This is a genomic window from Pseudomonas sp. Tun-23181 (assembly GCF_057415455.1).
The window spans coordinates 4,614,306-4,637,284 of the sequence record NZ_CM171630.1 but is presented as its reverse complement, the minus strand read 5'-3'; the positions used below and the strand labels follow the sequence as shown (position 1 = coordinate 4,637,284).

At 65.2% G+C, this 22,979-nt stretch carries 18 protein-coding genes; 7 read left to right on the top strand and 11 right to left on the bottom strand.

Annotated elements, in window-relative coordinates; translation table 11 throughout:
• On the top strand, positions 1–1,218 hold the full coding sequence (locus tag ACDI39_RS21925) for a glycosyltransferase family 4 protein (RefSeq protein ID WP_225788551.1): 1,218 nt from the start codon (positions 1–3) through the stop codon (positions 1,216–1,218).
• On the opposite strand, the gene ACDI39_RS21920 is transcribed toward ACDI39_RS21925, so the two are convergent.
• From ACDI39_RS21920 to ACDI39_RS21910, 3 genes are all read right to left on the bottom strand, one after another.
• The gene (locus ACDI39_RS21920; RefSeq protein WP_253081402.1) at positions 1,187–2,290 is read right to left on the bottom strand and encodes an NADH:flavin oxidoreductase; all 1,104 of its coding nucleotides are present in this window, start codon (positions 2,288–2,290) and stop codon (positions 1,187–1,189) included. The genes ACDI39_RS21925 and ACDI39_RS21920 overlap by 32 nt on opposite strands.
• 197 nt (positions 2,291–2,487) lie before the next feature.
• On the bottom strand, positions 2,488–2,970 hold the full coding sequence (locus tag ACDI39_RS21915; RefSeq protein WP_225788549.1) for a glutathione peroxidase: 483 nt from the start codon (positions 2,968–2,970) through the stop codon (positions 2,488–2,490).
• A 144-nt stretch (positions 2,971–3,114) separates the two neighbouring features.
• On the bottom strand, positions 3,115–3,600 hold the full coding sequence (locus ACDI39_RS21910) for an FKBP-type peptidyl-prolyl cis-trans isomerase (RefSeq protein WP_225788548.1): 486 nt from the start codon (positions 3,598–3,600) through the stop codon (positions 3,115–3,117).
• Between ACDI39_RS21910 and ACDI39_RS21905 the strand changes: the two genes are divergently transcribed.
• Positions 3,599–3,901 (top strand): DUF3565 domain-containing protein, encoded by a 303-nt coding sequence (locus ACDI39_RS21905; RefSeq protein WP_225788662.1) that lies wholly within the window; start codon positions 3,599–3,601, stop codon positions 3,899–3,901. The two genes, ACDI39_RS21910 and ACDI39_RS21905, sit on opposite strands and share 2 nt — an antisense overlap.
• A 31-nt stretch (positions 3,902–3,932) precedes the next feature.
• Entirely contained in the window at positions 3,933–6,023 is a 2,091-nt protein-coding gene (gene pta / locus ACDI39_RS21900) for a phosphate acetyltransferase (RefSeq protein ID WP_225788547.1), read from the top strand.
• Between the two features lie 225 nt (positions 6,024–6,248).
• On the opposite strand, the gene ACDI39_RS21895 is transcribed toward pta, so the two are convergent.
• Both ACDI39_RS21895 and ACDI39_RS21890 read right to left on the bottom strand, forming a co-directional pair.
• Positions 6,249–6,968 (bottom strand): YiaD family glycine zipper/OmpA-like lipoprotein, encoded by a 720-nt coding sequence (locus tag ACDI39_RS21895; RefSeq protein WP_225788546.1) that lies wholly within the window; start codon positions 6,966–6,968, stop codon positions 6,249–6,251.
• A 94-nt stretch (positions 6,969–7,062) separates the two neighbouring features.
• Positions 7,063–7,707, bottom strand: a complete 645-nt coding sequence (locus ACDI39_RS21890; RefSeq protein ID WP_253081755.1) for an MBL fold metallo-hydrolase — start codon at positions 7,705–7,707, stop codon at positions 7,063–7,065.
• 176 nt (positions 7,708–7,883) lie between these two features.
• Between ACDI39_RS21890 and dctP the strand changes: the two genes are divergently transcribed.
• From dctP to dctM, 3 genes are all read left to right on the top strand, one after another.
• Positions 7,884–8,879 (top strand): C4-dicarboxylate TRAP substrate-binding protein DctP, encoded by a 996-nt coding sequence (gene dctP, locus ACDI39_RS21885; RefSeq protein WP_225788544.1) that lies wholly within the window; start codon positions 7,884–7,886, stop codon positions 8,877–8,879.
• A 63-nt stretch (positions 8,880–8,942) separates the two neighbouring features.
• A complete protein-coding gene (locus tag ACDI39_RS21880; RefSeq protein ID WP_225788543.1) occupies positions 8,943–9,575 on the top strand; it encodes a TRAP transporter small permease in 633 nt (210 codons plus the stop codon).
• Positions 9,572–10,855 carry a C4-dicarboxylate TRAP transporter large permease protein DctM gene (gene dctM, locus ACDI39_RS21875; protein WP_225788542.1) on the top strand — a complete coding sequence of 428 codons (1,284 nt, stop codon included), beginning with the start codon at positions 9,572–9,574 and terminating at the stop codon, positions 10,853–10,855. Before ACDI39_RS21880 ends, dctM begins: the two co-directional genes overlap by 4 nt.
• 19 nt (positions 10,856–10,874) lie before the next feature.
• On the opposite strand, the gene ACDI39_RS21870 is transcribed toward dctM, so the two are convergent.
• The 6 genes from ACDI39_RS21870 to ACDI39_RS21845 all read right to left on the bottom strand — a co-directional run bounded on the left by ACDI39_RS21870 (position 10,875) and on the right by ACDI39_RS21845 (position 21,794).
• Positions 10,875–11,567 (bottom strand): sensor histidine kinase, encoded by a 693-nt coding sequence (locus ACDI39_RS21870; RefSeq protein WP_253081753.1) that lies wholly within the window; start codon positions 11,565–11,567, stop codon positions 10,875–10,877.
• On the bottom strand, positions 11,564–13,171 hold the full coding sequence (locus ACDI39_RS21865) for a tetratricopeptide repeat-containing response regulator (protein ID WP_253101322.1): 1,608 nt from the start codon (positions 13,169–13,171) through the stop codon (positions 11,564–11,566). The genes ACDI39_RS21870 and ACDI39_RS21865 overlap by 4 nt, the downstream gene beginning before the upstream one ends.
• Before the next feature lie 157 nt (positions 13,172–13,328).
• Positions 13,329–16,040 carry a winged helix-turn-helix domain-containing protein gene (locus ACDI39_RS21860; protein WP_253090563.1) on the bottom strand — a complete coding sequence of 904 codons (2,712 nt, stop codon included), beginning with the start codon at positions 16,038–16,040 and terminating at the stop codon, positions 13,329–13,331.
• A 435-nt stretch (positions 16,041–16,475) separates the two neighbouring features.
• Entirely contained in the window at positions 16,476–17,840 is a 1,365-nt protein-coding gene (locus ACDI39_RS21855) for a DUF1329 domain-containing protein (RefSeq protein ID WP_225788538.1), read from the bottom strand.
• A gap of 25 nt (positions 17,841–17,865) precedes the next feature.
• Complete coding sequence (locus tag ACDI39_RS21850; RefSeq protein WP_225788537.1) at positions 17,866–19,785, bottom strand: DUF1302 domain-containing protein; 1,920 nt, start codon at positions 19,783–19,785, stop codon at positions 17,866–17,868.
• Between the two features lie 326 nt (positions 19,786–20,111).
• Positions 20,112–21,794 carry a fatty acid--CoA ligase gene (locus ACDI39_RS21845; protein ID WP_253081208.1) on the bottom strand — a complete coding sequence of 561 codons (1,683 nt, stop codon included), beginning with the start codon at positions 21,792–21,794 and terminating at the stop codon, positions 20,112–20,114.
• Between the two features lie 192 nt (positions 21,795–21,986).
• Between ACDI39_RS21845 and ACDI39_RS21840 the strand changes: the two genes are divergently transcribed.
• The gene (locus tag ACDI39_RS21840; RefSeq protein ID WP_225788535.1) at positions 21,987–22,952 is read left to right on the top strand and encodes a 2-hydroxyacid dehydrogenase; all 966 of its coding nucleotides are present in this window, start codon (positions 21,987–21,989) and stop codon (positions 22,950–22,952) included.
• Positions 22,953–22,979 lie beyond the last annotated feature (27 nt).

Here is a 22,979-nt window from a genome sequence, read left to right as displayed (position 1 = left end):
ATGAATACACCGGCCCTGCGCATCACCCTCGTCAGCGAGACCTTCCCACCCGAGATCAACGGCGTGGCCAACACCCTTGGCCGGTTGAGCGAGGGCTTGCGCCAGCGCGGGCATCAGGTGGCACTGGTGCGCCCACGCCAGGCGAGCGACGCTGCCGCCCACGGCGACGACGACCTGCTGCTCTGCCGAGGCTGGGCACTGCCCGGTTACCCGGGCCTGCAATGGGGCGAGATCTCCATGCATACCCTGCTGCGACGCTGGCGCCGGCAGCGGCCAGACGTCCTGTACATCGCCACGGAGGGGCCGCTGGGCCTCAGCGCCCTGCGCGCCGCACGGCGCCTGGGCATCGCGGTGGTCAGTGGCTTCCATACCAACTTCCCGCAGTATTCCGGGCAATACGGCCTGGGTCTGTTGACCCGCCTGCTCACCCATTACCTGCGCTGGTTCCACCGGCGTACCGCGACCACCCTGGTGCCCAGCGCCAGCCAGCGGCTGGAGCTGGAGCGGCGCGGTTTCGAGCGCCTGGCCCTGATGGCCCGTGGCGTCGATGCCTGCCTGTTCAATCCGGCCAAACGCAGCCAGGCACTGCGTGATAGCTGGGGCCTGGGCCCGGACGACATTGCCGTGCTGCATGTCGGCCGCCTGGCCGCGGAAAAGAATCTCAACCTGTTGCGCCCTTGCCTGGAGGCCTTGTGCAAGGCTTATCCACAACGGCGCATGCGCCTGGTCATCGTGGGTGACGGGCCGCAGCGCGAGCTGCTCGAGCAGCAGTTGCCCGATGCCGTCTTCTGCGGTGCGCAACGCGGCGAAGTGTTGGCCGAACACTACGCCAGCGGCGACCTGTTTCTGTTCCCCAGCCTGACCGAGACCTTCGGCAACGTGGTCCTCGAAGCGCTGGCCTCGGGCCTGGCCGTCGTCGCCTACGACGAGGCCGCGGCCGCCCAGCATATCCGCCACGGCCACAGCGGGGCCCTGGCCATGCCCGGCGACCAAGCGGCGTTCATCGATGCCGCGTGCTGGCTGCTGGAAGAAAGCGAAACCTTGCGCCGGGTCCGCCTCAATGCCCGCCAGCATGCCAGCCGTCAGGGCTGGGCGGCGATCGTCGAACAGTTCGAGGGGCACCTGTACAGCGCCTGTCGGCAGGCGAGCACCCCGGAGCGCCAGGCCACGGCCACGCCTCTGGCGATCAAGCCAGGCTCGACAGCGCCTCGCGGCTGAACGGCAGCACCTCCTGCTCACGGCCGTCGCGGACCTTCTGCGCCCACTGCGGGTCGACCAGCAACGCGCGGCCCACGGCCACCAGGTCGAACTCCTGGTCCTGCAACCGACGCAGCAACCCCTCCAGGCTGGCGGGCTTGGCCACCTTGTCGGTGTCCACCATGAACTGCAGGAACTCGCCCTCCAGGCCGACGCTGCCGACCGTGATCGTGGGCTTGCCGGTGAGTTGGCGGGTCCAGCCGGCCAGGTTCAGCGCCGCCCCTGGGAATTCGGGCTCCCAGAAGCGTCGGGTGGAGCAGTGGAAGATATCCACCCCGGCCTCGGCCAGGGGCGCGAGGAACGCCCCCAGCGCCTCGGGCGTCTCGACCAGGCGGGCACTGTAGTCCTGCTGTTTCCACTGGGAGAAGCGGAAGATGATCGGGAAATCCGGGCCCACTGCCGCACGCACGGCCTGGATCAGCTCGATGGCGAAACGCGAACGACCCGCCAGGTCGCCACCGTATTCGTCACTGCGCTGGTTGCTCGCCGCCCAGAAGAACTGGTCGATCAGGTAGCCATGGGCGCCGTGGATCTCCACGCCGTCCATGCCGATGGCCTGGGCATCGCGGGCGGCCTGGGCGAAGGCGGCGATCACCTCGCGGATATCCTCATGGCTCATCTGCTGGACCAGGACCTTGCCATCCTTGACCTTGCCGCTCGGCCCGTAGCCCGGCACGTTGCCGTCCGGCTCGGTGCCCAGGCGGCGTACGCTGCCGACGTGCCAGAGCTGCGGGACGATGCGCCCACCCTCGGCATGCACCGCGTCGACGACCTTCTTCCAGCCGGCCAGGGCGTCTTCGCCATGAAAGCGCGGGACGTTGGCATAGCCGTTGGCGGCCTTGTGCGCGACCGTGGTGCCTTCGCTGATGATCAGCCCGACACCGGCCGCGGCGCGGCGTCGGTAGTACTCCACCACGCCCTCGTGGGGCACGCCGCCGGGGCAGAAGGTGCGGGTCATCGGGGCCATGACCACACGGGTCGACAATTCGAGGGTGCCGAGGGTGAAGGGCTGGAACAGGGGGTGGGTGGACATGCGGCGCTCCCAGGGATGAAGAAATGCGCCTGAGCTTAGGGCGAGGGGAGTGGCAGGCCCAGCATCATTGATTCGGGTGATTGGCAGGTATGGGCTGGGAACCTGGGGCTGCAAGCAGCCCCAACCTCAATGGCCCGGTGCAAGCCCAAGGCGCCTGCAAGCCACATCATGTGTGATCGCCCCGGTCCCTGTGGGAATCAACCCAGCGCCTTCTCGATCGCCTGCACCACGCTCGGATCGTCTGGTGCGGTGCGCGGTGCGAAGCGGGCCAGGACGCGGCCATCCTTGCCGACCAGAAACTTCTCGAAGTTCCAGGTGATGTCGCCAGGAAACTCCGCCCCCTCGCCCGCCAGCAGGCGGTACAGCGAGTGACGCTGCGGGCCGTTGACCTCCAGCTTGGCGCCCAGGGGGAAGCTCACGCCGTAGTTCAGGCTGCAGAATTCCTGGATCTCCTTCTCGCTGCCCGGCTCCTGGCCGGCAAACTGGTTGCACGGCAGGCCAAGAACGTTGAACCCCCTGTCCTTGAATTTCTGGTACAGGTTCTCCAGGGCCTTGTACTGTGGGGTCAGGCCACACCTGGAGGCGACATTGACCACCAGCACCACCTGGTCCTTGAACGGAGCCAGGGGCAGTTCCCCGCCGTTGAGCGCCTGCAGTGTCAGGTCGTGAAATGCACTCATGATGAACTCCCCTCTCAGGTTCCTGGTTGCCGCAGGGGCGAATCCCGCCCACTAAAAAGGCGCGCGGCCAAACCGTTCACCCTCGTCGAGGGGAGTCCGGCTTGCCCGAGCGCCTGGCGACTTCCTGAGCTTAGCGCAGAAAGATCAGTGGTGATGGCCACCTTCGCCGTGGATGTGGCGGTGGGCGATCTCTTCGTCGCTGGCATCACGCACATCGACCACCTTGACCTTGAAGTTCAGGCGCTGGCCGGCCAGCGGGTGGTTGCCGTCAACGGTGATGTCGTCGCCGTCGATGTCGCGGATGGTGACGATCTGCATCTGGCCGTCCGGCGCCGAGGCGTGGAACTGCATGCCCACTTCCAGTTGGTCGACGCCTTCGAACAGGCTGCGGTTCAGGGTGCTGACCAGTTCGGCCAGGTACTCGCCGTAGGCTTGCTCGGGCTCGACGGTGACGTTCAGCTCATCGCCAGCCTGCTTGCCTTCCAGGGCTTTCTCCAGGCCCGGGATGATGTTGGCGGCACCGTGCAGGTACACCAGCGGCGCACCGCCGGCGGAGCTGTCGATGACCTCCCCGGCGTCGTTGGTCAGGGTATAGTCGATGGAGACAGCCTTGTTGGCGGCGATCAGCATGGGGCAAGACCTTTTGCAAAAGAATGTAGAGCGAACAAGTGTAACCAAGGCACCGCCTGAATGCGAACGCGCGACGGACGAGCAGCGCCCCATCAGTCGGATCATCGGGTTCCACCAGGACGAGGACGGCCACTGGGTGGTCGATCTGTCCTGCGGCCATACCCAGCACCTGCGCCACCAGCCACCGTGGCAGGCACGCCCGTGGGTGCTCGATCGACGCGAACGCGAGCGGCGCATCGGCCAGGCGTTCGCCTGCGGCTGGTGCGCTCAGGGGGCCGATAGCGATACCCTTGGCCGTTGATTCCTTGCACCGCTTATTCCGAGAAGCACGCATGCAGACATTTTTCATCGCGCCGACCGATTTTGGCGTCGGCCTGACTTCCATCAGCCTGGGCCTGGTACGCACCCTTGAACGCGGGGGCCTGAAGGTCGGCTTCTTCAAGCCGATCGCTCAACCTCACCCCGGCGACACCGGCCCGGAGCGCTCCACCGAGCTGGTGGCCCGCACCCACGGCCTCAAGCCGCCCACGCCGCTGAGCCTGGCCTACGTCGAGCGCATGCTCGGCGACGGCCAGCTGGACGAGTTGCTCGAGGAAATCATCCGGCTGTACCAGCAAGCCTGCGTCGGCAACGACGTGGTGGTGGTCGAGGGCATGGTCCCGACTCGCCACGCCAGCTACGCGGCACGGGTCAACCTGCACTTGGCCAAGAGCCTGGACGCCGAGGTGATCCTGGTCTCGGCCCCGGAAAACGAGGTGCTCAGCGAGCTGTCCGGGCGTGTCGAGCTGCAGGCCCAGCTGTTTGGTGGCCCGCGCGACCCGAAGGTGCTGGGGGTGATCCTCAACAAGGTCCGCACCGACGAGAGCATGGCCGACTTCGCCACCCGCCTGCGCGAGCACTCGCCGCTGCTGCGCGGCGACGACTTCCGCCTGCTCGGCTGCATCCCCTACCAGGCCGACCTGAACGCCCCGCGTACCCGTGACGTGGCCGAACTGCTCGGTGCCCAGGTGCTCAATGCCGGTGACTACGAGCAGCGGCGCATGAACACCATCATCATCTGCGCCCGGACCGTGGCCAACACCGTGCCGCTGCTCAAGGCCGGCACCCTGGTGGTGACCCCGGGCGATCGCGACGACATCATCCTTGCCGTGAGCCTGGCGGCGATCAACGGCGTGCCCCTGGCCGGCCTGCTGTTGACCAGCGACAGCAAGCCTGACCCGCGCATCCTCGAGCTGTGCCGAGGCGCCCTGCAGGCCGGCCTGCCGATCCTCTCGGTGAGCACCGGCTCCTATGACACCGCCAACCAGCTCAATTCACTCAACCGCGAGATCCCGGTGGACGACCGCGAGCGTGCCGAGTTCATCACCGACTTCGTCGCCAGCCATCTCGATGCCGCCTGGCTGCACCAGCGCTGCGGCACGCCACGCGAACTGCGCCTGTCACCGGCGGTGTTCCGTTATCAATTGATCCAGCGTGCGCAACAGGCCAACAAGCGCATCGTCCTGCCCGAAGGCGCCGAGCCGCTGCTGGTGCAGGCCGCGGCGATCTGCCAGGCCCGCGGCATCGCCCGCTGCGTGCTGCTGGCCAAGCCCGAGGACGTCGAGGCGGTGGCCCGTGCCCAGGGCATCACCCTGCCGGCCGACCTGGAGGTGCTCGACCCCGAGCTGATCCGTGGACGCTACGTCGAGCCCATGGTCGACCTGCGCAAGAGCAAGAACCTCAACGCCCCCATGGCCGAGCAGCAGCTCGAGGACCCGGTGGTGATCGGCACCATGATGCTGGCCCTGGATGAAGTCGATGGCCTCGTCTCGGGCCTGGTGCATTCCACCGCCAATACCATTCGCCCGGCCCTGCAACTGATCAAGACCGCACCGGGCTGCAGCCTGGTGTCGTCAGTGTTCTTCATGCTGTTCCCCGAGCAGGTGCTGGTGTATGGAGACTGCGTGATGAACCCGCACCCCAGCGCCGCGGAGCTGGCCGAGATCGCCCGGCAGAGCGCCGAGTCGGCCGCCGCCTTCGGCATCGCCCCGCGGGTGGCGATGCTCAGCTATTCCAGCGATTCGGCGGCCAGCGACGAGGAAGTGGAGAAGGTCCGCGAGGCGACCCGCCTGGCCCAACAGGCCGAGCACGACCTGCTGATCGACGGCCCGCTGCAGTACGACGCCGCGGCCAACCCGCAGATCGCCCGCCAGTTGGCCCCGGCAAGCCAGGTGGCCGGGCGTGCGACGGTGTTCGTGTTCCCCGACCTGAACACCGGCAACACCACCCACAAGGCGGTCCAGCGCAGCGCCGACTGCGTCAGCCTCGGGCCGATGCTGCAGGGGCTGCGCAAGCCGGTGAACGACCTGCCGCGCGGGGCGCAGGTGGACGATATCGTGCATACCATCGCCCTGACCGCGATACAGGCCAGCACGGTGCGGTGAAAAAAGGGGCCGCTACGCGCTAATGCTGTTCACTTGAGTCTGATGTGACATCGATTGGGGCTGCCTTGCAGCCCTTCGCGGGCAAGCCCGCTCCCACAGGATCGTGCATTCCTTGAGGTTTGCAGCGTACTTGTGGGAGCGGGCTTGCCCGCGAAGGGCCGCAAGGCGGCCCCAATGGCTTAAGTGAACAGCATTAGTGCAGGGCCCCCTTTTGCTATCGACGCCTTACGGATACTGCTGAACCTGCCCTTGCTGGTCGTACTGCTGGCCCGGGATCGGCTTGAGGTTGACCTCGACCCGGCGGTTCTGCGCCCGGCCGTTGGCATCGGCGTTGCTGGCGATCGGCTGGTCAGGGCCCATGCCGCGCACCGAGACGCGCGACGGGTCGACGCCCTGGGACGTCAGGTAGGTGCTCACCGCCTGCGCGCGGCGCTGGGACAGGTCCATGTTGTGCTGGCGGCTACCGGTGCTGTCGGTGAAACCGACCACTTCGATGGTGTTCTGGTTGAACTGCTTGAACGAGCTGGCCAGGTTGTTCAACGGTGCATAGAAGCTCGGGGCGATGTTCGCCGAGTCGGTGGCGAAGGTGATGTTGCCCGGCATGATCAGCTTGATCTGATCACCCTGGCGCTGCACCTCGACGCCGGTGTTGGCCATGCTCTCGCGCAGGGCCGCTTCCTGGCGGTCGGCGTAGTAGCCGTAGCCGGCAGCGGCGGCGCCCACGGCGGCAGCACCGATCAGGGCACCCTTGCCACGGTTGTTGTGGTCGATGGCGGCACCGGCGATGGCGCCGGCCAGCGCGCCCAGGCCGCCGTACTTGGCGGTCTTGCTCATCCCAGTGGAACCCTGCGCCTGCCCCTGGTTGTCGTAGGGGTTCTGGTTGGCGCAACCCGTCATCAGGGCAGCAGCGGTAGCGACGATAATCAGACGACGCATGGTGAACATGGACAAGCTCCTACAGAAATTCGAAAGTGCAGCGGATCGCGGGCGGACCTGTGCCAGCCTTGGATCATGGTCTAACGGAAAAATTCCCTGATCCTCAGGCCCGTACGAATGGATTTTCGCGCATTTCCTCGCCGAGGCGGGTATCCGGGCCATGGCCGGTCACCACGATCGCCTCTTCATCCAGGCGGTACAGCCGCTCCTTGATGGAGCGAACGATAGCCCGCTGGTCACCACCCCACAAATCGGTACGGCCAACGCCCCGGCGGAACAGGGTGTCGCCGGCGATCAGCAACTTGGCGTCGGCGAACCAGAAACTCATCGAACCCGGCGTGTGCCCAGGCGTATGCAGGGCCACGCCGCAGCCGCAGGCCAACTCCTCGTCATCGTCCAGCCAGCGGTCCGGCGGCGGCACCGGGGTATAGGGCACGCCGAACATCTGGCACTGCATCTGCAGGTTGTCCCACAGCGGCTGGTCGTCCTTGTGCAGGTGCAAGGTCGCGCCGGTCAGCTCCTTGAGCCTGCCCGAGGCGAGGAAGTGATCGAAGTGGGCATGGGTGTGGATGATGCTCACCAGGGTCAGGCCATGGGCCTGCAGGCGCGCGAGGATCTGTTCCGGGTCACCGCCCGGGTCGACGACGATGGCTTTCTTGCTGAGCGGGTCGCCGATCAGGGTGCAATTGCATTGCAGGGGACCGACGGGGAAGGTTTCGCGGATCAGTGGGGTGTCATTGGCAGGCATGGTCAGCTTCGTCAGTCACGCAGTGGGGTTGAACCAACCCCTGTTAATACCCTTGATCGCCTCGGTTGGCCAGCCTGCAATGGCGCTATCGTTGATCGCAGGCAAAACACCCCTGGAAATGACGCCTAGACTCTTATGGTCAACTCGCCACTACAACAATAAGAGGACGTACCTGGATGTTCACTCCCACACTCAAGGCTGTGTGCTGCGCCCTGACGCTCTGCTGCGCCACGCTGGCGCAGGCAGCCGACCCGATCACCATCAAGTTTTCCCATGTCGTCGCCGAGTCCACCCCCAAGGGCCAAGGCGCCTTGGCGTTCAAGAAGTTGGTAGAAGAACGCCTGCCAGGCAAGGTCAAGGTCGACGTCTACCCGAACTCCTCGCTGTTTGGCGACGGCAAGGAGATGGAGGCACTGCTGCTGGGCGACGTGCAGATCATCGCGCCCTCCCTGGCCAAGTTCGAGCAGTACACCAAGCAGGTCCAGCTCTTCGACCTGCCCTTCCTGTTCGACGACATCAATGCCGTCGACCGCTTCCAGATGAGCCCTGCCGGCCAGGGCCTGCTCAAGTCGATGGAGTCGAAGGGCATCACCGGCCTGGCCTACTGGCATAACGGCATGAAGCAACTGTCGGCCAACAAGCCGCTGCACGAACCCAAGGATGCCCGTGGCCTGAAATTCCGCGTCCAGGCTTCCGCAGTGCTCGAGGAACAGTTCAAGGCCGTGCGCGCCAACCCGCGCAAGATGAGCTTCGCCGAGGTCTACCAAGGCTTGCAGACAGGCGTGGTCAATGGCGCGGAGAATCCGTACTCGAATATCTACAGCCAGAAAATGCACGAAGTGCAGAAGTACATCACCGAGTCCAACCACGGCGTACTGGACTACATGCTGATCACCAATACGCAGTTCTGGAATGGATTACCGCCGGATGTGAAACCAGAGCTCGAGAAGATCATCAGCGAAGTCACCGCGCAGGTGAACAAAGAGGCCGAAGCGCTCAACCAGGGCGACAAGCAGCGCATCCTGGACGCCAAGACGACCGAGATCATCACCCTGACGCCGGAGCAACGCGAGGAGTGGCGCCAGGCGATGAGGCCGGTCTGGAAGAAATTCGAAGGTGATATCGGTGCCGACCTGATCGAAGCGGCCCAAGCGGCCAATCAGGCGCAATGAACCCGTTGGCTGGCAGTGCCGAACCCGGCCGCCAGCCATCGTCACGCACCGGAGAGTCCCCCCATGAATGCCTTGAGACGTATCTGGGAGCATTTCGAGGAAGGCTTCATTGTCTTTCTCCTGGCCGCCATGACCTTGGTGACATTCGTCTATGTCATCCTCAACAACCTCTACACCGTGTTCTACAGCCTTGCCGAGCACTGGAGCGCCGGCGCCGACCTGTTCAATGCCGCAGGCGACCATGTCATGGATGCCGCCCAGGCCATGACATGGAGCAATGCGCTGACCAAGGCACTGTTCGCCTGGCTGATCTTCTTCGGGCTGTCCTATGGCGTGCGCACCGCCGGCCACATCGGTGTCGATGCACTGGTGAAGCTGGCCAGCAAACCCCTCCAGCGCTACCTCGGCCTGCTGGCCTGCACGTGCTGCCTGGCCTATGCCGCCTTGCTGAGCATCGCCAGCCTGGAGTGGATCCAGACCCTGCTCAAGGCCAGCATCGGCGCCGAGGACCTGGGGCATTTCGGTGTCATGCAATGGCACATCGGCCTGATCGTGCCAGTGGGGTTCGCCCTGATGTTCATCCGTTTCGCTGAGATCCTGGTGCGAATCTTCAAGGGTCGCCAGACCGGCCTGGGCCTGGCGGACGAGGCAGCGGAGGCAGTGAAGCTGACCGAGCACGAGGACGACAAGCCATGACCATCCTCTTTCTGTTCGTCGCGCTGTTCGCCCTCATGTTCATTGGCGTACCCATCGCCATCTCGCTTGGCCTGGCGGGCTCGCTGACCATCATGCTGTACAGCCAGGACTCGGTGCGCTCGCTGGCGATCAAGCTGTTCGAGACTTCGGAGCACTATACCCTGCTGGCAATCCCGTTCTTCCTGTTGGCGGGTGCCTTCATGACCACCGGTGGCGTGGCCAGGCGCCTGATCGATTTCGCCAACGCGTGCGTGGGCCATGTACGGGGCGGCCTGGCGATCGCCGCGGTGCTGGCCTGTGTGCTGTTCGCCGCGCTCTCCGGCTCGAGCCCCGCCACCGTGGCGGCGGTCGGTTCGATCGCCATCGCGGGTATGGTCCGCTCCGGTTATCCACAAGCCTTCGGTGCAGGGATCATCTGTAACGCCGGTACGCTCGGCATCCTGATCCCGCCCTCGATCGTGATGGTGGTGTACGCCGCCGCCACGGAGACGTCGGTCGGAAAGCTGTTCATGGCAGGGGTGGTGCCTGGCCTGATGCTCGGCCTGATCCTGATGATCGCCATCTACATCATCGCCGTGAAGAAAAACCTCCCCGCCCTGCCGCGCGCTACCCTGCGGGAATGGCTGAGTACGGCGCGCAAGGCGATCTGGGGGTTGCTGCTGATGGTGATCATCCTCGGCGGCATCTATACCGGCATGTTCACCCCTACCGAGGCGGCAGCGGTGGCCGCGGTCTACTCGGCGTTCATCGCCCTGTTCGTCTACCGTGACATGAGCGTGCGAGAAGCCCCGAAGGTGCTGCTCGAGTCCGCCAAGCTGAGCATCATGCTGATGTTCATCATCGCCAACGCCATGCTCTTCGCCCATGTCCTGACCACCGAGCAGCTCCCCCAGCAGATCACCGCCTGGGTTCTCGATGCAGGCCTGACGCCGGTGACCTTCCTGCTGGTGGTGAACCTGGTGCTATTGGTGGCGGGGGCCTTCATGGAACCCTCGGCGATCATCCTGATCCTGGCGCCGATCCTGTTCCCGATCGCCATGCAACTGGGCATCGACCCGATCCACCTGGGCATCATCATGGTGGTCAACCTGGAGATCGGCCTGGTTACCCCACCGGTTGGGCTGAACCTGTTCGTCACCTCAGCGGTGACGGGCATGCCCCTGACGGCGACGGTACGCGCAGCGGCGCCCTGGCTGCTCCTGCTCCTGCTGTTCCTGATCCTGGTCACCTATGTGCCGTGGATCTCGCTGGTGCTGCCCAACGCGCTGGGCATGGGCTGAAGGCTATCGCGTCGGGACGCTATGGCAGGTACAGCCTGAACAACCCACCGCCAAGCGGCCCGCCGTTGGCGATCTCGATCCGCCCCCGCACGCCGTCGCGCTCATGCAGCGCGGCGATGCGTGCGGCGAAGTGCAGCCCCAGGCCGGTGCTGCCTGTGCGCGAGTCGATACCCAGGGCATGCTCCTGCTCAGGCTCGAGCATGCGCGCGGGATACCCTGCGCCGTCATCGTTGATGCTGATCACCAGTTGCTCCCCCTCTTCCTCGATGCTGATCAACAGGGCATGGCTGGCGTAGCGGATGGCATTGGTGAGTACGTTGGACACCGCCGAGGCGACCAGCTCACGGTCGAAGAAGCCCAGCGGGTTATCGCTGTCGACACGCCAGGTGGCAAGGATATCGCGGTGCTCGAGCACCTCCTGGTGGACAGCGAGCTGGGCTTCGATGAAGTCGTCCAACTCGTGGTAGTCCGGGCAGATGGGCAACTGGTTGATCCCCAGCTTGTACAGGCCCAGCAGTTGCACCAGCATGCCGTTCAAATGGCGGAACTCGTGCTCCATCACCCCCTGTTCGCTGCCCCCCCGCAGGGCCTCGGGCAGGCGCGCCAGCCACTGGTCGTGGGCCTGGATCAGGGCCGAGAGCGAGTTTTTCATGTCGTGCACGGTGGAGGCGATCACCGTGGAGAAATCCAGCCCCTGGTCGTTGTGGTTCATGCGCCGAAGACCCGGATATGCAGTTTGCGGTAGCGCTCGTAGCGGCTGTCGCTAGCGGGAATCCCAGCGACACTCTGCAGGCAGTCGCGGCACTCCTGCATGATCGCAGGCGATGGGCTCTGGCCAGCAATGCGCAACAGCGCCTGGGTGGTGTTGAGAGCGATGCTGATGTTCTTCGGTTGCAACGACAATGCCCGGCGGAACATCTCCAGGGCCTCGGTGAGCTGACCGGCCTGGTAGCTGCGCACGCCCTGGCGGTTGAGGTCGACCGCCTCGGTGACGGCACCGAGCACCACCGGGTCGCTGGTAAGCTTGGCGACACTCTGCATGACCTTGGGATCGTCGCCATAGGTTTCCACGCAGCCCTTGAGGATCGTGGTGCCCGCCGACGGCTGGCCGAGCGCCTGCAACTGCTTGGCCACGGTGAGCGCCGCCTCGACGGAGAAGAACTGGTCCATCTTCTCCAGCCGCTGCATGGCCTGGTCGGTAAGCTTGGCGGCCGTCTCCGGGTCGCCAGCCTGCTGCAGGCTGGCGGCCTTCATCAAGCGCGCACGGACCTGCAACCCCTGGTCTTCGACATGCTCCTTGGCCACCTCGCTGAGCACCGTGTTGATCTCGACGCGGGTTCGCGCATCCAGGCCATTGCCGATGTTCTTGCTCATCAATGCCTGGACCAGGCCCAGGTTGCTTTCCGGGTTCTTGTAGCGTGAGCTCTGGCCCTGGTTCACCGCGTGGCGATAGGCCTTCGAGGCGCTCTCGAAGTCCTGGTTGTCCAGCGCCAGCTTGCCCAGCGCCGCCTGGCGGCGCACCGCCAGGGGCGAAAGGCGTACCGCCTCTTCGAGCATGTGCTGGGCTCGCCGGGTCTCGCCCTGGGCCACCAGCACTTCGGCCATGCCATCGTACAGCCCCGGCATGATCGGGAATGCCTTGAGCGCCTGTTCGTACACACCCTGGGCCTGAGCATGCTGGCCACGCTTGTGCAGCAGGCTGCCCAGCGCCGAATACGCCCAGGGCTGGGGCCGGCTGGCGAGAATGGCCTTGAGGAACTTCTCCAGCTCGTCGAAACGATTGAGGTTGCGCAAGGCGTCAGCCCGGTAGCGCAGGCACAACGGGGCGAAGCGCGGGTCCTTCCGGCACAGCTCGGCACAGGCCGCCAGCACCTCGGCCGGACGCTCACGGTCCAGGGCCTGCAGGATGGGCTTGAGCAAGGCCTTGCGTTGCACCAGCTTCTCCAGGCGCTGGGCCAGGCCGACGCGGTTGAACGGCTTGGTCAGGTAGGCATCGGGTTCATGTTCGATGGCGCTGAGGACGATGGACTGGCTGCTCTCGGCAGTGACCATGATGAACACGCACTCATGGCTGACCAGCTTGTCGAGGATCAGGTCCTCGAGCACCTGCTGGCCATTCTTCTTGCCATCGCCCAGGTGAAAGTCCTGGAGGATGAAGTCGTAGCGCTTCTGCGCACACATGCGCAGGGCCTGCTCTCCACTGTCGGCGGTGTCCACATCACGCACGCCCAGCTCACGGAGCATCGAACGGGTCGACGTACGGAAGTCGGTGAAGTCGTCGACGATCAGAAAGCTTTTTTGCCCGTACTGCAGCATCAACACGACCTGTAGTGGAGTGGGTGGAAAATGGCGCGTGGCGATGCGTACCGCCGAACAGCGTATCGGCAGCGGGTGGGGAAAGATGAGCCCGGAATAGACGGCGCCAGCAGCAATGGCTTAATGCCACTATTTTACCGCCCCCACGCTCCGGGAGCTAGGCCAACAGGCCCAGGGACTTGGCCTTGGCCACCGCTTGGGTTCGCCGCTCTACACCGAGCTTGCTGTTGATGTGGCTGGCGTGGGTCTTGACGGTGTGCAAGGAAATGAACAGGCGCTCGCTGATCTGCTGGTTCGAGCATCCTTGGGCAATCAGTTCCAGCACGGCCAGCTCCCGGCCGCTCAGGGCCTCGGCCGCGTCGCTGGCCTGGGGCCGCGGCAGGCGCGCCAGCAGCTCAGCCTGGACCAGGCAGGCCGGGCGCGCGGCCAGTTGTTCGCGCAACCAGTGGGGATGGTCTTCGATCAAGCGCTGGAACGGCTGCAACGCGCCGCCCTGGGCCGCCTCCAGTGCCCTGGGCAGCACGCTGGCGGCTTCTTGCTCGCGCCCCTCGCCCAGCGACAGGGCGGTCCACTGGCACAAGGCACTGACCGCCAGCATCATCCCGCCACTGGCCAGGCCACGCTCGACCAGCGCCTGCAGGCGTTCGGCGGCCGCGTCCGGACGCCCCAGGACACGCTCCAGCAGGGCCTGCTGCAACTCGATGTGCAACGGCAGCAGGGGGTGGAACTCCGGTGCGGCCGCAGGCTGCTCGCCGCCGTAGGTCTGGCCCAGGCGCAACAGCCAGGACTCGGCAAGATCCGTACGCCCCTGGGCCAGCCACAGCTCGCATTTCACCAGGGTGATCATGGCCAGGTAGAAGATCGGCGGCACGTCCCAGATATGCATCAACCGCTCGGCCTCGGCCAGCTCGGCGAAGGCTTCGGCGAAACGGCCTTCACGCCCATCGAGCGAGGCGATCACGCAATGGCCGATCAACACGCTGATGTCGCGACAGGCACGTGCCTCGCTGAGCCCGGCGCGTAGCCGTGCGCGGCCCTGGGCCGGTTGCAGCCGCGCCACCAGCAGGTAGCCCTCGTACAGGGTGAGCCTGGCGCGTACCGCATACAGGCGCTGCGCCGACAGCCCCTGCAAGCGTTGCAGCCCTTGGCGTACCTCGTCCAGGGCACGCAATACCTCGCCCCGGGCATGCAGGACCCGCGCCCGGTCATAGTGGGCCAGGGCTTCGAACAGCGGGTTGCCGACCCGCTGGGCGAGCTCCAGGGCCTCGCGGTTCCAGCCCCGCGCCCGCCAGAAGTCGGCATCGGCGATCGCCAGGTTGGACAGCGTCGACAGGCACACCAGGCGTTGCCCATAGCGCTTGTATGGCAGGCTCTGCAGCGCCTCGCCGCAATAGGCCAGGGTCCGCTGGCGATCGCCACGGCCACGGGCGATGACCCCGCTCAGAGCCAGCCACTGGGCGAGCATGGATTTCTGTGCAGTGGCCGACGGGGCTGGCAGGAAGCGGCTGAGGTAGGCCGCCAGCTCCTCGGCCGCGTCCAGTTGGCAGGCCAACCCCAGTGCCCAGCTGTACAGGACGATCAATCGAGGGGTGCTGATCAGCAGGCTGTCGGGCAGGTCCATCTTCCAGCGCAGCAGCATGCCGACATTCTGCTCGGCCAGCAGTTGCTCCTCCGACAGGCTCTGCACCAGATCGGCCGCCACATCCAGGTGGCCGGCGCGCAATGCCTGCTCCACCGCCTCGTCGAGCAGCCCCTGCACCTGGAACCAGCGGCAGGCGCGCAGGTGCAAGGCCGCCAGGGGTTCGCTGGCCTGCCGGCTGCGCAGCAGGTCGGAGAACAGGTGATGGTAGCGGAACCAGTGGCCATGCTCGTCCAGCGGCACCAGGAACACTTGGTGGGCCTGCAGGTAACGCAGGATGCTGGCGCTGTCCTGGCGCTCGCGCAGGGCGTCGCACAGCTCGGCGCAGAAGCGCTCCTGGCAGGCCGTGTCGTAGAGAAAGGCCTGCACATCCGTGGGCAGGATCTCGATGACTTCCTCGAGCAGGTAGTCACGGATCAGCCCTTCACCGCCGTGCAGGGCCTGGGGCAAGGCATTGTCGTCGCCGGACTCGCTGGCCGCCAGTTGCCAGAAACGCAGCCCGGCGACCCAGCCGTCGCTGCGCTGGATCAGGTTGTCCAGCGCTTGCCCACGCAGGCCGGTGGGCTGGCGGCCGATCACGGCCAGGGCCTCCTCGGGGGTCAGGCGCAGGTCCTGTTCGTTCAGCTCCACCAGTTGACGCGACAGGCGCAACCGCGCCAGGTGCCAGTCCGGCCGCTGGCGGCTGGTGACCAGCAGGACCAGCCCGCCTGGCAGGTGATTGAGGAAGAACTGCAGGCAGCGGTCGAGGACCGGCCCCTGGGCCAGGTGATAGTCATCCAGCACCAGCAAGAGGGGGGTATCGGCTTGCAGGTAGAGGGCGAGCTCGTCGAGCAGGCCATCGAGCCACTCCTCGAAGGCGAACGGCTGGTGGCGTTGGCGCATCTTCAGCAAGCCCATGGCCTGGCCACCCAGGGCCGGACAGAACTGCTGCAGGCCTTCGAGCAGGCGCTCGAGGAAACGGCCGGGGTCGGCATCGCGTTGGCTCAGGCCGAGCCAGAGGCTGCGCCAGTGGCCAGGCAACGCCTGGCAGAACTCGATGGCCAGCGAACTCTTACCGAAACCCGCCGGGGCGTTGACCAGCAGCAGACGGCCACTCAGGCCGGACTGGAGCCGTTGGCACAACCGCGCCCTGGGCACATGGCCATCAGGCAGGGGCGGCCGGAAGAAACGCCCGTCCAGCAGGCCCATGGCCTGACTGGCGAATCCATGCGTACGGGACAGATCTGTCATGGCCGGCTCGTTCTGATTGGAAGAATTTCGGCGGTATGGATGGTTGCGAGACTAGCGGGTAACGCAGCGCATTTGAAGATGATGGGGTGGGTTTGCGCTGAAAAAGACTACGACAAAAAGAAACAGTGCTTACAGTTCTTTGGGATAGGAACTGCTTCGCGTCCCATAGCCGACCAAGGCACATGACGAAAACGCCCCGGCAAGCCGTAATGCTGTTCACTTAAGTCTGATGTGACATCGATTGGGGCTGCCTTGCAGCCCTTCGCGGGCGAGCCCGCTCCCACAGGATCGTGCATTCCTTGAGGTTTGCAGCGTACTTGTGGGAGCGGGCTTGCCCGCGAAGGGCCGCAAGGCGGCCCCAATGGCTTAAGTGAACAGCATTACCGGCAAGCCGGGGCGTTTTCGGGAGATCACACAAGGTTCATCACACCCGCCTCAACGCACCCCCTCCTGGCGCAGCGCAGCTGGCTGGAAGTCGCTCTTGCTGGCACTGAAGCCGAAGTCGTAGGCACGCTTCTCTTCGTTCTTCATGCCCAGCGCCAGGTAGCGCCCCGATTGCAGGTCGTAGATGGCTTCCAGGGTGTACCACGGCACCTGCACGTTGTAGTAGTCCTGCGCATGGGCCTCGGACACGCGCCACAGCTGCCCGCGCCCGTCGTACTGGTCGATCACCGCGGCCTGCCAGGTGTCCTCGTCGATGTAGAAGTCACGCTTGGCATAGATGTGCCGCTGCCCCGGCTTGAGGGTGGCGACCACATGCCACACACGGCGCAGCTCGTAGCGAGACAGGTCCTGGTTGATGTGGCCCGGTTTGAGGATGTCGGCATACTTGAGCTTCGGATCGTCGAGCTTGTAGCTGTTGGAGGCGATGTACATCTCCTTCTTGCCTTCCAGCTTCCAGTCGTAGCGGTCCGGTGCGCCGTTGTACATGTCCAGGTTGTCGGACGTCCGCAGGCCGTCGGCGGCGGTACCTGGCCCGTCGTAGGACACCTGCGGCGCCTGGCGCACGCGGCGCTGGCCGGCGTTGTAGATCCACGCCTTGCGAGGCTCCTTGACCTGGTCCAGGGTCTCGTGGACGAGCAGCACGGTCCCGGCCAGGCGCGCCGGCGCCGTCACCTTCTGCTTGAAGTAGAACAGCACGTTGCCTGGGTTGTTCGGGTCGTAGTCCTTCATCCGGTCGCGGAAGACGAACTGGTCCTGGAAGTACACCAGGCTATAGGAGCCATTCTGCTGCGGCGTGGCCTGGGTCACCAGGCGGGTCACGCTGCCGCCCCGGTAGCGGGTGATGTGGTTCCAGATCACCTCGATGCCGCTCTTGGGAATCGGGAACGGGATGGCGGTACGGAAGTTGTTCAGGCCGTTGCCGCCCTCGACCAGGGTGGTCTTGGTGGCGTTCTCCTTGATGGCGGCGAAGACTTCATCGGGCACCGTCGAGCCGCGATGGGTCTTGTACACCGGGATCTTGTAGGTCTGCGGATAGCGCTTGAACATCGCCACCTGGCCTGGGGACAGCTTGTCCTTGTACTGGTCGACGTTCTGCGCGGTGATGGTGAACAGCGGCTTGTCGCTGGCGTATGGGTCAGACAGGAACCCCTTGGCATCGGCGCTGCCCGCGGTCTTGGACAACGGCTCCCACGGGCCGATGGAACCATCGGCATTGCCCGCCTTCTCCGCCCCCATCGGGGTCAGGGTGGTGCCCAACTTGGCCGCCTCGTCGGCGGAAACCGCAGCCATGACGCTGGTCGCCAGCAGGGACAGGCCCAGCACACCGGCTTGCAGCAGACTTCTGGTCTTGTTCATTCTGTGTCGTCCTGGATCAGTGTTCTTAGAAGTTCACGCCGAAGCTGAGGGCGATGAAATCGCGATCATCCACGGTGGTGTACTTGCCATCGAAGAAGTTGGTGTATGACAGGCTGGCCGTGTAGGTCTGCTGGTACTCGGCATCCAGGCCCAGGCTGATCGCCTTGCGCCCTTCCTCGAAGTTGCCGCCCGGGCCCGGCGAGTAGCCATCGACGTCATGGGACCAGGCCACGCTCGGGCGCAGGTTCACGCCGGCGAAGACGTTGTTGTAGTCCCAGATGGCCCGAACGCGGTAACCCCAGGAATCGCTGGTGGTGTAGCCGTCGTTCTCGCAGTAGCGCGACACGTTGTTCTGCGGCCCGGTGCCCACGGTGCTGGCGTTCAACGACTGGCAACGGCCATTGGGCAGCGGCCCTGGGCCGTAGACCGGATCACGCCCGTAGCGAGCCTTGGACGTGCTTTCCAGGCCACCGACGTGGGTCCAGCCGATTTCACCCACCATGGTCAGGCGCTCGGCGCCCATCACCTGGTCGAAGAAGTGCGTGAAGGTGGTTTGCAGCTGGGTGATTTCCTTACGGCGATAGCCCGGCTGGTCCGTGCCCGGCCTACCCTGCAACACCGAAGCGTCAGGGTCGAGCGGCGTCAGGCCCGAATAGAGGATATCGGTCGTGTTCAACTGCACCGGTGCGTTCGGGCGATAGCTGATTTCACCGCTCCACGCCGTGCCGCTGGGCAGCGTGGTGGAGAAGCTCAGACCGTAGAGGCGGATATCTTCCGGGTATTCCACGTAGTAGCTGGAATTGCCCGCGACCACCAGCGGCATCAGCGAAGGCAGTAGCGCACCCAGCGCACCAGCAGGCACGCCCGCACCGATCAAGGCGGCGCCCAGCCTGTTCGGGTCGTAGTACTGGGCATCGGCGCCGCGGCCACTGAAGATCGGCGCACGGCTGTGGTAGTTCATGAAGTAACCGCCGAACTCGGTGTTCAACGGCTCGTACATGTAGCGCAGGGCCACGCCGAACTGGCCGCTGTCCCGTGCATCGCGGTCGGGCCCACGGCGCACGATCACCCCTTCGTCGGGCGAGCCCCAGTTCACGCCCTGCCCCGCCAGCGTGGCCCCCACCGGAGCGGCCAGCGGGCCGAGCCTGCCGGCCAGCGTGGACTGGGTGGCCAGTACCGCCAGGTTGTTGTCGCAACCATCGGCGATCACATCCGGCTGGGAGAAGAAGGTGCCGCAGTTATCGACGACGGTCTGGTCCCATTCCAGTTGGTAGAAGCCCTCGAACGACAGGTTGTCGGAGACGCTCTGGGACAGGTAGAACATGTTGACCGGGATCAGGCCTTCCTTGATCTCGGCACCGGGCCGGCGGAACGCCGAGACGTCGATCGGGTTGACGGCGTTGATGCCGCTGCCGATGAAGGTACTCTCCCCCCAGCTGACCACCTGCTTGCCCAGGCGCACCGTGCCCGGCAGGTCGCCGAGGCTGTAGTTGTGGTAGATGAAGGCATCGAGCAGCTCGGCACCGGAAGACTTGGCGCCTTCCTTGCGGTTGGAGTCGCTGATGTCCTTGAACGGGCGATTTTCGTCCTTGAGCTCGAAGTCGTACCAGTACTTGCCGCGGACGAACACCCCGGTGTCGCCGTACTTGAGTTCGAGGTCGTGGATACCCTTGAAGATCTTCGAGAAGGTTTCACCGCGCTTGAAGTTCAGGTGGCCGTCGTCGGAAGTCTGCGAAAGGCCCCGGCCACCGTTGTTGACCCCGATGAGGTTCTTGTTCGGCTTGGCTGTCGACCAACTGGCCCCGACGGAGAGCGACGAATCGAACTGGCCTTCGATTTCCCCGATGTTGAAGCTGACACCGAATGCGGGACTTGCGAGCGTGGAAGCGAGGCTGACGGCCAAGGGCAGCTTCGCCCGGCGCCAGAACTGGTTTGCAGATGTCATCGACGCTACTCCATGTACTTTTTTTGTTATGGCAGTGAGTCCTTTTCAGAAACGGCCCCGAGACCGGTGCAGCAGGCTTGCGCCCGCGGCGAAGCGGCTTGTGCGCCTCGCCCTCCCCATTCCTGAAAATCCCCTGACCCCGACTATAGCCAGCAGGCACAGGCGCTTGATCCCTCTAAAGTGTGATTTGCGCACCCTGCCAGCGCCCACCCCGCAGGCGCCTGCCTGCCGACAGGAAAGAAGCATGGCGCATATTTGCCGTTTGACAAGGCCGCAGCCGCTCTGGAATGCGGGACGCGCCTGGACGGTCGCGCCCCGCGCAGGTGTTACAGGGTCGACAGGAAGGCGCTGTTACTGGCCTGCCACTGGCTGATATCCACGCGGATACGCTTCTTGTCGAGCTTGCCGACACTGGTCTTGGGAATTTCAGTAACAACGGCGATCTGGCTGGGAATCGCCCACTTGTTGATGTGACCTTGCTCGACGAAAGGCTTGAGATGATCCTTGAGGCTGCGCGCGTCGATGCTCTGCCCCTCGCGCACCACCAGCAAGGCGAATGGCCGCTCGCCCCATTGCGGGTCGGCGACCCCGACCACCGCCACTTCACGCACGGCCGGATGACGGCTGATCAGGTCTTCCAGGTCGAGGGACGAGATCCACTCGCCACCGGTCTTGATCACATCCTTGATGCGATCGCGGATATCGATGTAGCCCATGCCGTCGAGGGTGGCGACGTCACCGGTATGCAGCCAGCCACCCTGCCACAGCTCCTCGCTTTTCTGCGGCTCCTTGAAGTAGCCCATCGACAGCCAGGGCGCGCGCAGTACCAGTTCGCCCTGGGTCTCGCCATCGGCGGGGAGGAAGTTGCCCTGTTCGTCGACGATCGCCGCTTCCACCAGCGGCACCGGCACACCGGCCTTGATCCGGTAGGAGATGCGCTCGTCCTCGCTACCGGCCTGCAGTTCGTCGTTCAGGTGCGCGCAGGAAATCAGCGGGCAGGTCTCGGACATGCCGTACGCCGCAGTCAGTTGGATGCCACGGGCCAGGGCCGCTTCGTACAACGCACGGTTGAGCGCACTGCCGCCGATGATGATCTTCCAGCCGGCGAAGTCCTGGCCCTGGGCCGATGGGCAGTTGAGCAGCATCTGCAGGATGGTCGGTACGCAGTGGGAGAAGGTCACCTTCTCCTCGCGCCACAGCTTGACCAGCATGTCCGGCTCGTAGCGCCCCGGGTAGACCTGCTTCATGCCGAGCATGGTCGCGGCATAGGGAATGCCCCAGGCATGCACATGGAACATCGGCGTGATGGGCATGTACACATCGTTGCTGCCAAGCAGGCGCACGCTGTCGATGCTGCCGGTCACCGAGGCCTCGGCCAGGGTGTGCAGCACCAGTTGGCGATGGGTGAAGAACACGCCCTTGGGGTTGCCGGTGGTGCCCGTGGTGTAGAAGGTGGTGGCCACCGAGTTCTCGTCGAAGTCGGGGAAGTCATGGTGTGGGCTGGCGGCGGCGAGCAGTTGCTCGTATTCGCCGACCAGGTCAGGCAGGTCGGCGGTCTTGTCCTGGCCATCGGTCAGCAGCAGGGTCTTTTCCACCGTGGTCAACTGCCCGGCGATGGCCTGGTAGAGGCCGACGAAATCGCTGTTGACCAGCACGAGACGGTCTTCAGCGTGGTTCATGGTGTAGAGGATCTGCTCCGGCGACAGGCGCACATTGATGGTGTGCACCACCGCACCGATCATCGGGATGGCGAACATGCACTCCAGGTAGCGGTGGCTGTCCCAGTCCATCACAGCCACCGTGTCACCGGCCTTGACCCCGGCCTCGGTCAGCACGTTGGCCAGGCGGGCGACCCGCTCGACCAGTTGTGGGTAGGTCAGGCGCAACTGGTCGCGGTAGACGATCTCGCGAGTCTTCTCGTAGCGGCTGCCAGACATCAGCAGGCGCTTGATCAGCAACGGGAAGGTGTAGGCGCCCTCGGCGGGCTCGATGATACGCGTCTGCAACATGGGGATCCCTTTTCTGCAATGCGGGCCGGACAAGTCAGGGGGTTACTCTAGATCGGTGACGCGTCGGTCAAATCAGCCGAAGGAATGATTTGCGCCGCCCAAGGTATGAGTGGCCGACTTGACACTTCGAGAGCCCGGCTTCAGGTTGGGGCATCAGCATCGCCCCATGACCCCAGCCCTCGGAGCCCCCGGATGCCCAGCCCGCGCCACGCCGTCTTTCTCGACCATCAATCCCTGGACCTCGGCGACCTCGACCTCTCGCCCCTGGCACAACAGTTCGACAGCCTGCAATTGCACGCCGCGACCACATCGGAGCAGGTCGCCGAACGCCTGCAAGGCGCCACGGCGGTGATCAGCAACAAGGTGATGCTCGACGCCTCTGCCCTGGCGGCCAACCCGCAGCTGAAACTGATCCTGATCGCGGCCACCGGCACCAACAATGTCGACCTGCAGGCCGCACGCGCCCAAGGCATCACGGTGTGCAACTGCCAGGGCTACGGCACGCCATCGGTGGCACAGCACACCCTGGCCCTGCTGCTGGCCCTGGCGACCCGCCTGTGCGACTACAACCAGGCCGTGGCCGAGGGACGCTGGGCGACGGCCAGCCAGTTCTGCCTGCTGGACTTCCCCATCGTCGAGCTGCAAGGCAAGACCCTTGGCCTGCTCGGGCACGGCGAACTGGGCGGTGCCGTGGCGCGGCTGGCCGAGGCCTTCGGCATGCGCGTGCTCAGCGGGCAGATCCCCGGGCGCCCGGCCCGCGCAGAGCGCCTGCCCCTGGACGAGCTGCTTCCCCAGGTCGACGCCCTGACCCTGCACTGTCCACTCAACGAACACACCCGGCATATGATCGGCGTCCGCGAACTGGCCCTGCTCAAGCCCGGCGCCCTGGTGGTCAACACCGCCCGTGGCGGCCTGATCGACGAGCAGGCGCTGGCCGATGCCCTGCGCAGCGGTCACCTGGGCGGCGCTGCCACCGATGTGCTGAGCGTCGAGCCGCCAACCAATGGCAACCCGTTGCTCGAACCGGACGTACCACGCCTGATCGTGACCCCGCACAGCGCCTGGGGCGCGGTGGAGTCACGCCAGCGCATCGTCGGCCAGCTGAGCGAGAACGCCCAGGCCTTCTTCGCCGGCCAACCACGGCGAGTGGTCGGCTGACGCCCAGGAGGCTCTGGTACACTGCGC

Bases quoted from the DNA above. Each gene is read 5' to 3' on its own strand.
- ACDI39_RS21895 (WP_225788546.1), bottom strand. From the start codon at position 6,968: ATGTTCACCATGCGTCGTCTGATTATCGTCGCTACCGCTGCTGCCCTG.
- ACDI39_RS21915 (WP_225788549.1), bottom strand. From the start codon at position 2,970: ATGAGTGCATTTCACGACCTGACACTGCAGGCGCTCAACGGCGGGGAA.
- ACDI39_RS21860 (WP_253090563.1), bottom strand. From the start codon at position 16,040: ATGACAGATCTGTCCCGTACGCATGGATTCGCCAGTCAGGCCATGGGC.
- ACDI39_RS21855 (WP_225788538.1), bottom strand. From the start codon at position 17,840: ATGAACAAGACCAGAAGTCTGCTGCAAGCCGGTGTGCTGGGCCTGTCC.
- ACDI39_RS21865 (WP_253101322.1), bottom strand. From the start codon at position 13,171: ATGCTGCAGTACGGGCAAAAAAGCTTTCTGATCGTCGACGACTTCACC.
- ACDI39_RS21905 (WP_225788662.1), top strand. From the start codon at position 3,599: ATGGGGCAAGACCTTTTGCAAAAGAATGTAGAGCGAACAAGTGTAACC.
- ACDI39_RS21910 (WP_225788548.1), bottom strand. From the start codon at position 3,600: ATGCTGATCGCCGCCAACAAGGCTGTCTCCATCGACTATACCCTGACC.
- ACDI39_RS21840 (WP_225788535.1), top strand. From the start codon at position 21,987: ATGCCCAGCCCGCGCCACGCCGTCTTTCTCGACCATCAATCCCTGGAC.
- dctP (WP_225788544.1), top strand. From the start codon at position 7,884: ATGTTCACTCCCACACTCAAGGCTGTGTGCTGCGCCCTGACGCTCTGC.
- ACDI39_RS21880 (WP_225788543.1), top strand. From the start codon at position 8,943: ATGAATGCCTTGAGACGTATCTGGGAGCATTTCGAGGAAGGCTTCATT.
- ACDI39_RS21850 (WP_225788537.1), bottom strand. From the start codon at position 19,785: ATGACATCTGCAAACCAGTTCTGGCGCCGGGCGAAGCTGCCCTTGGCC.
- ACDI39_RS21920 (WP_253081402.1), bottom strand. From the start codon at position 2,290: ATGTCCACCCACCCCCTGTTCCAGCCCTTCACCCTCGGCACCCTCGAA.
- ACDI39_RS21925 (WP_225788551.1), top strand. From the start codon at position 1: ATGAATACACCGGCCCTGCGCATCACCCTCGTCAGCGAGACCTTCCCA.
- ACDI39_RS21890 (WP_253081755.1), bottom strand. From the start codon at position 7,707: ATGCCTGCCAATGACACCCCACTGATCCGCGAAACCTTCCCCGTCGGT.
- ACDI39_RS21870 (WP_253081753.1), bottom strand. From the start codon at position 11,567: ATGAACCACAACGACCAGGGGCTGGATTTCTCCACGGTGATCGCCTCC.
- pta (WP_225788547.1), top strand. From the start codon at position 3,933: ATGCAGACATTTTTCATCGCGCCGACCGATTTTGGCGTCGGCCTGACT.
- ACDI39_RS21845 (WP_253081208.1), bottom strand. From the start codon at position 21,794: ATGTTGCAGACGCGTATCATCGAGCCCGCCGAGGGCGCCTACACCTTC.
- dctM (WP_225788542.1), top strand. From the start codon at position 9,572: ATGACCATCCTCTTTCTGTTCGTCGCGCTGTTCGCCCTCATGTTCATT.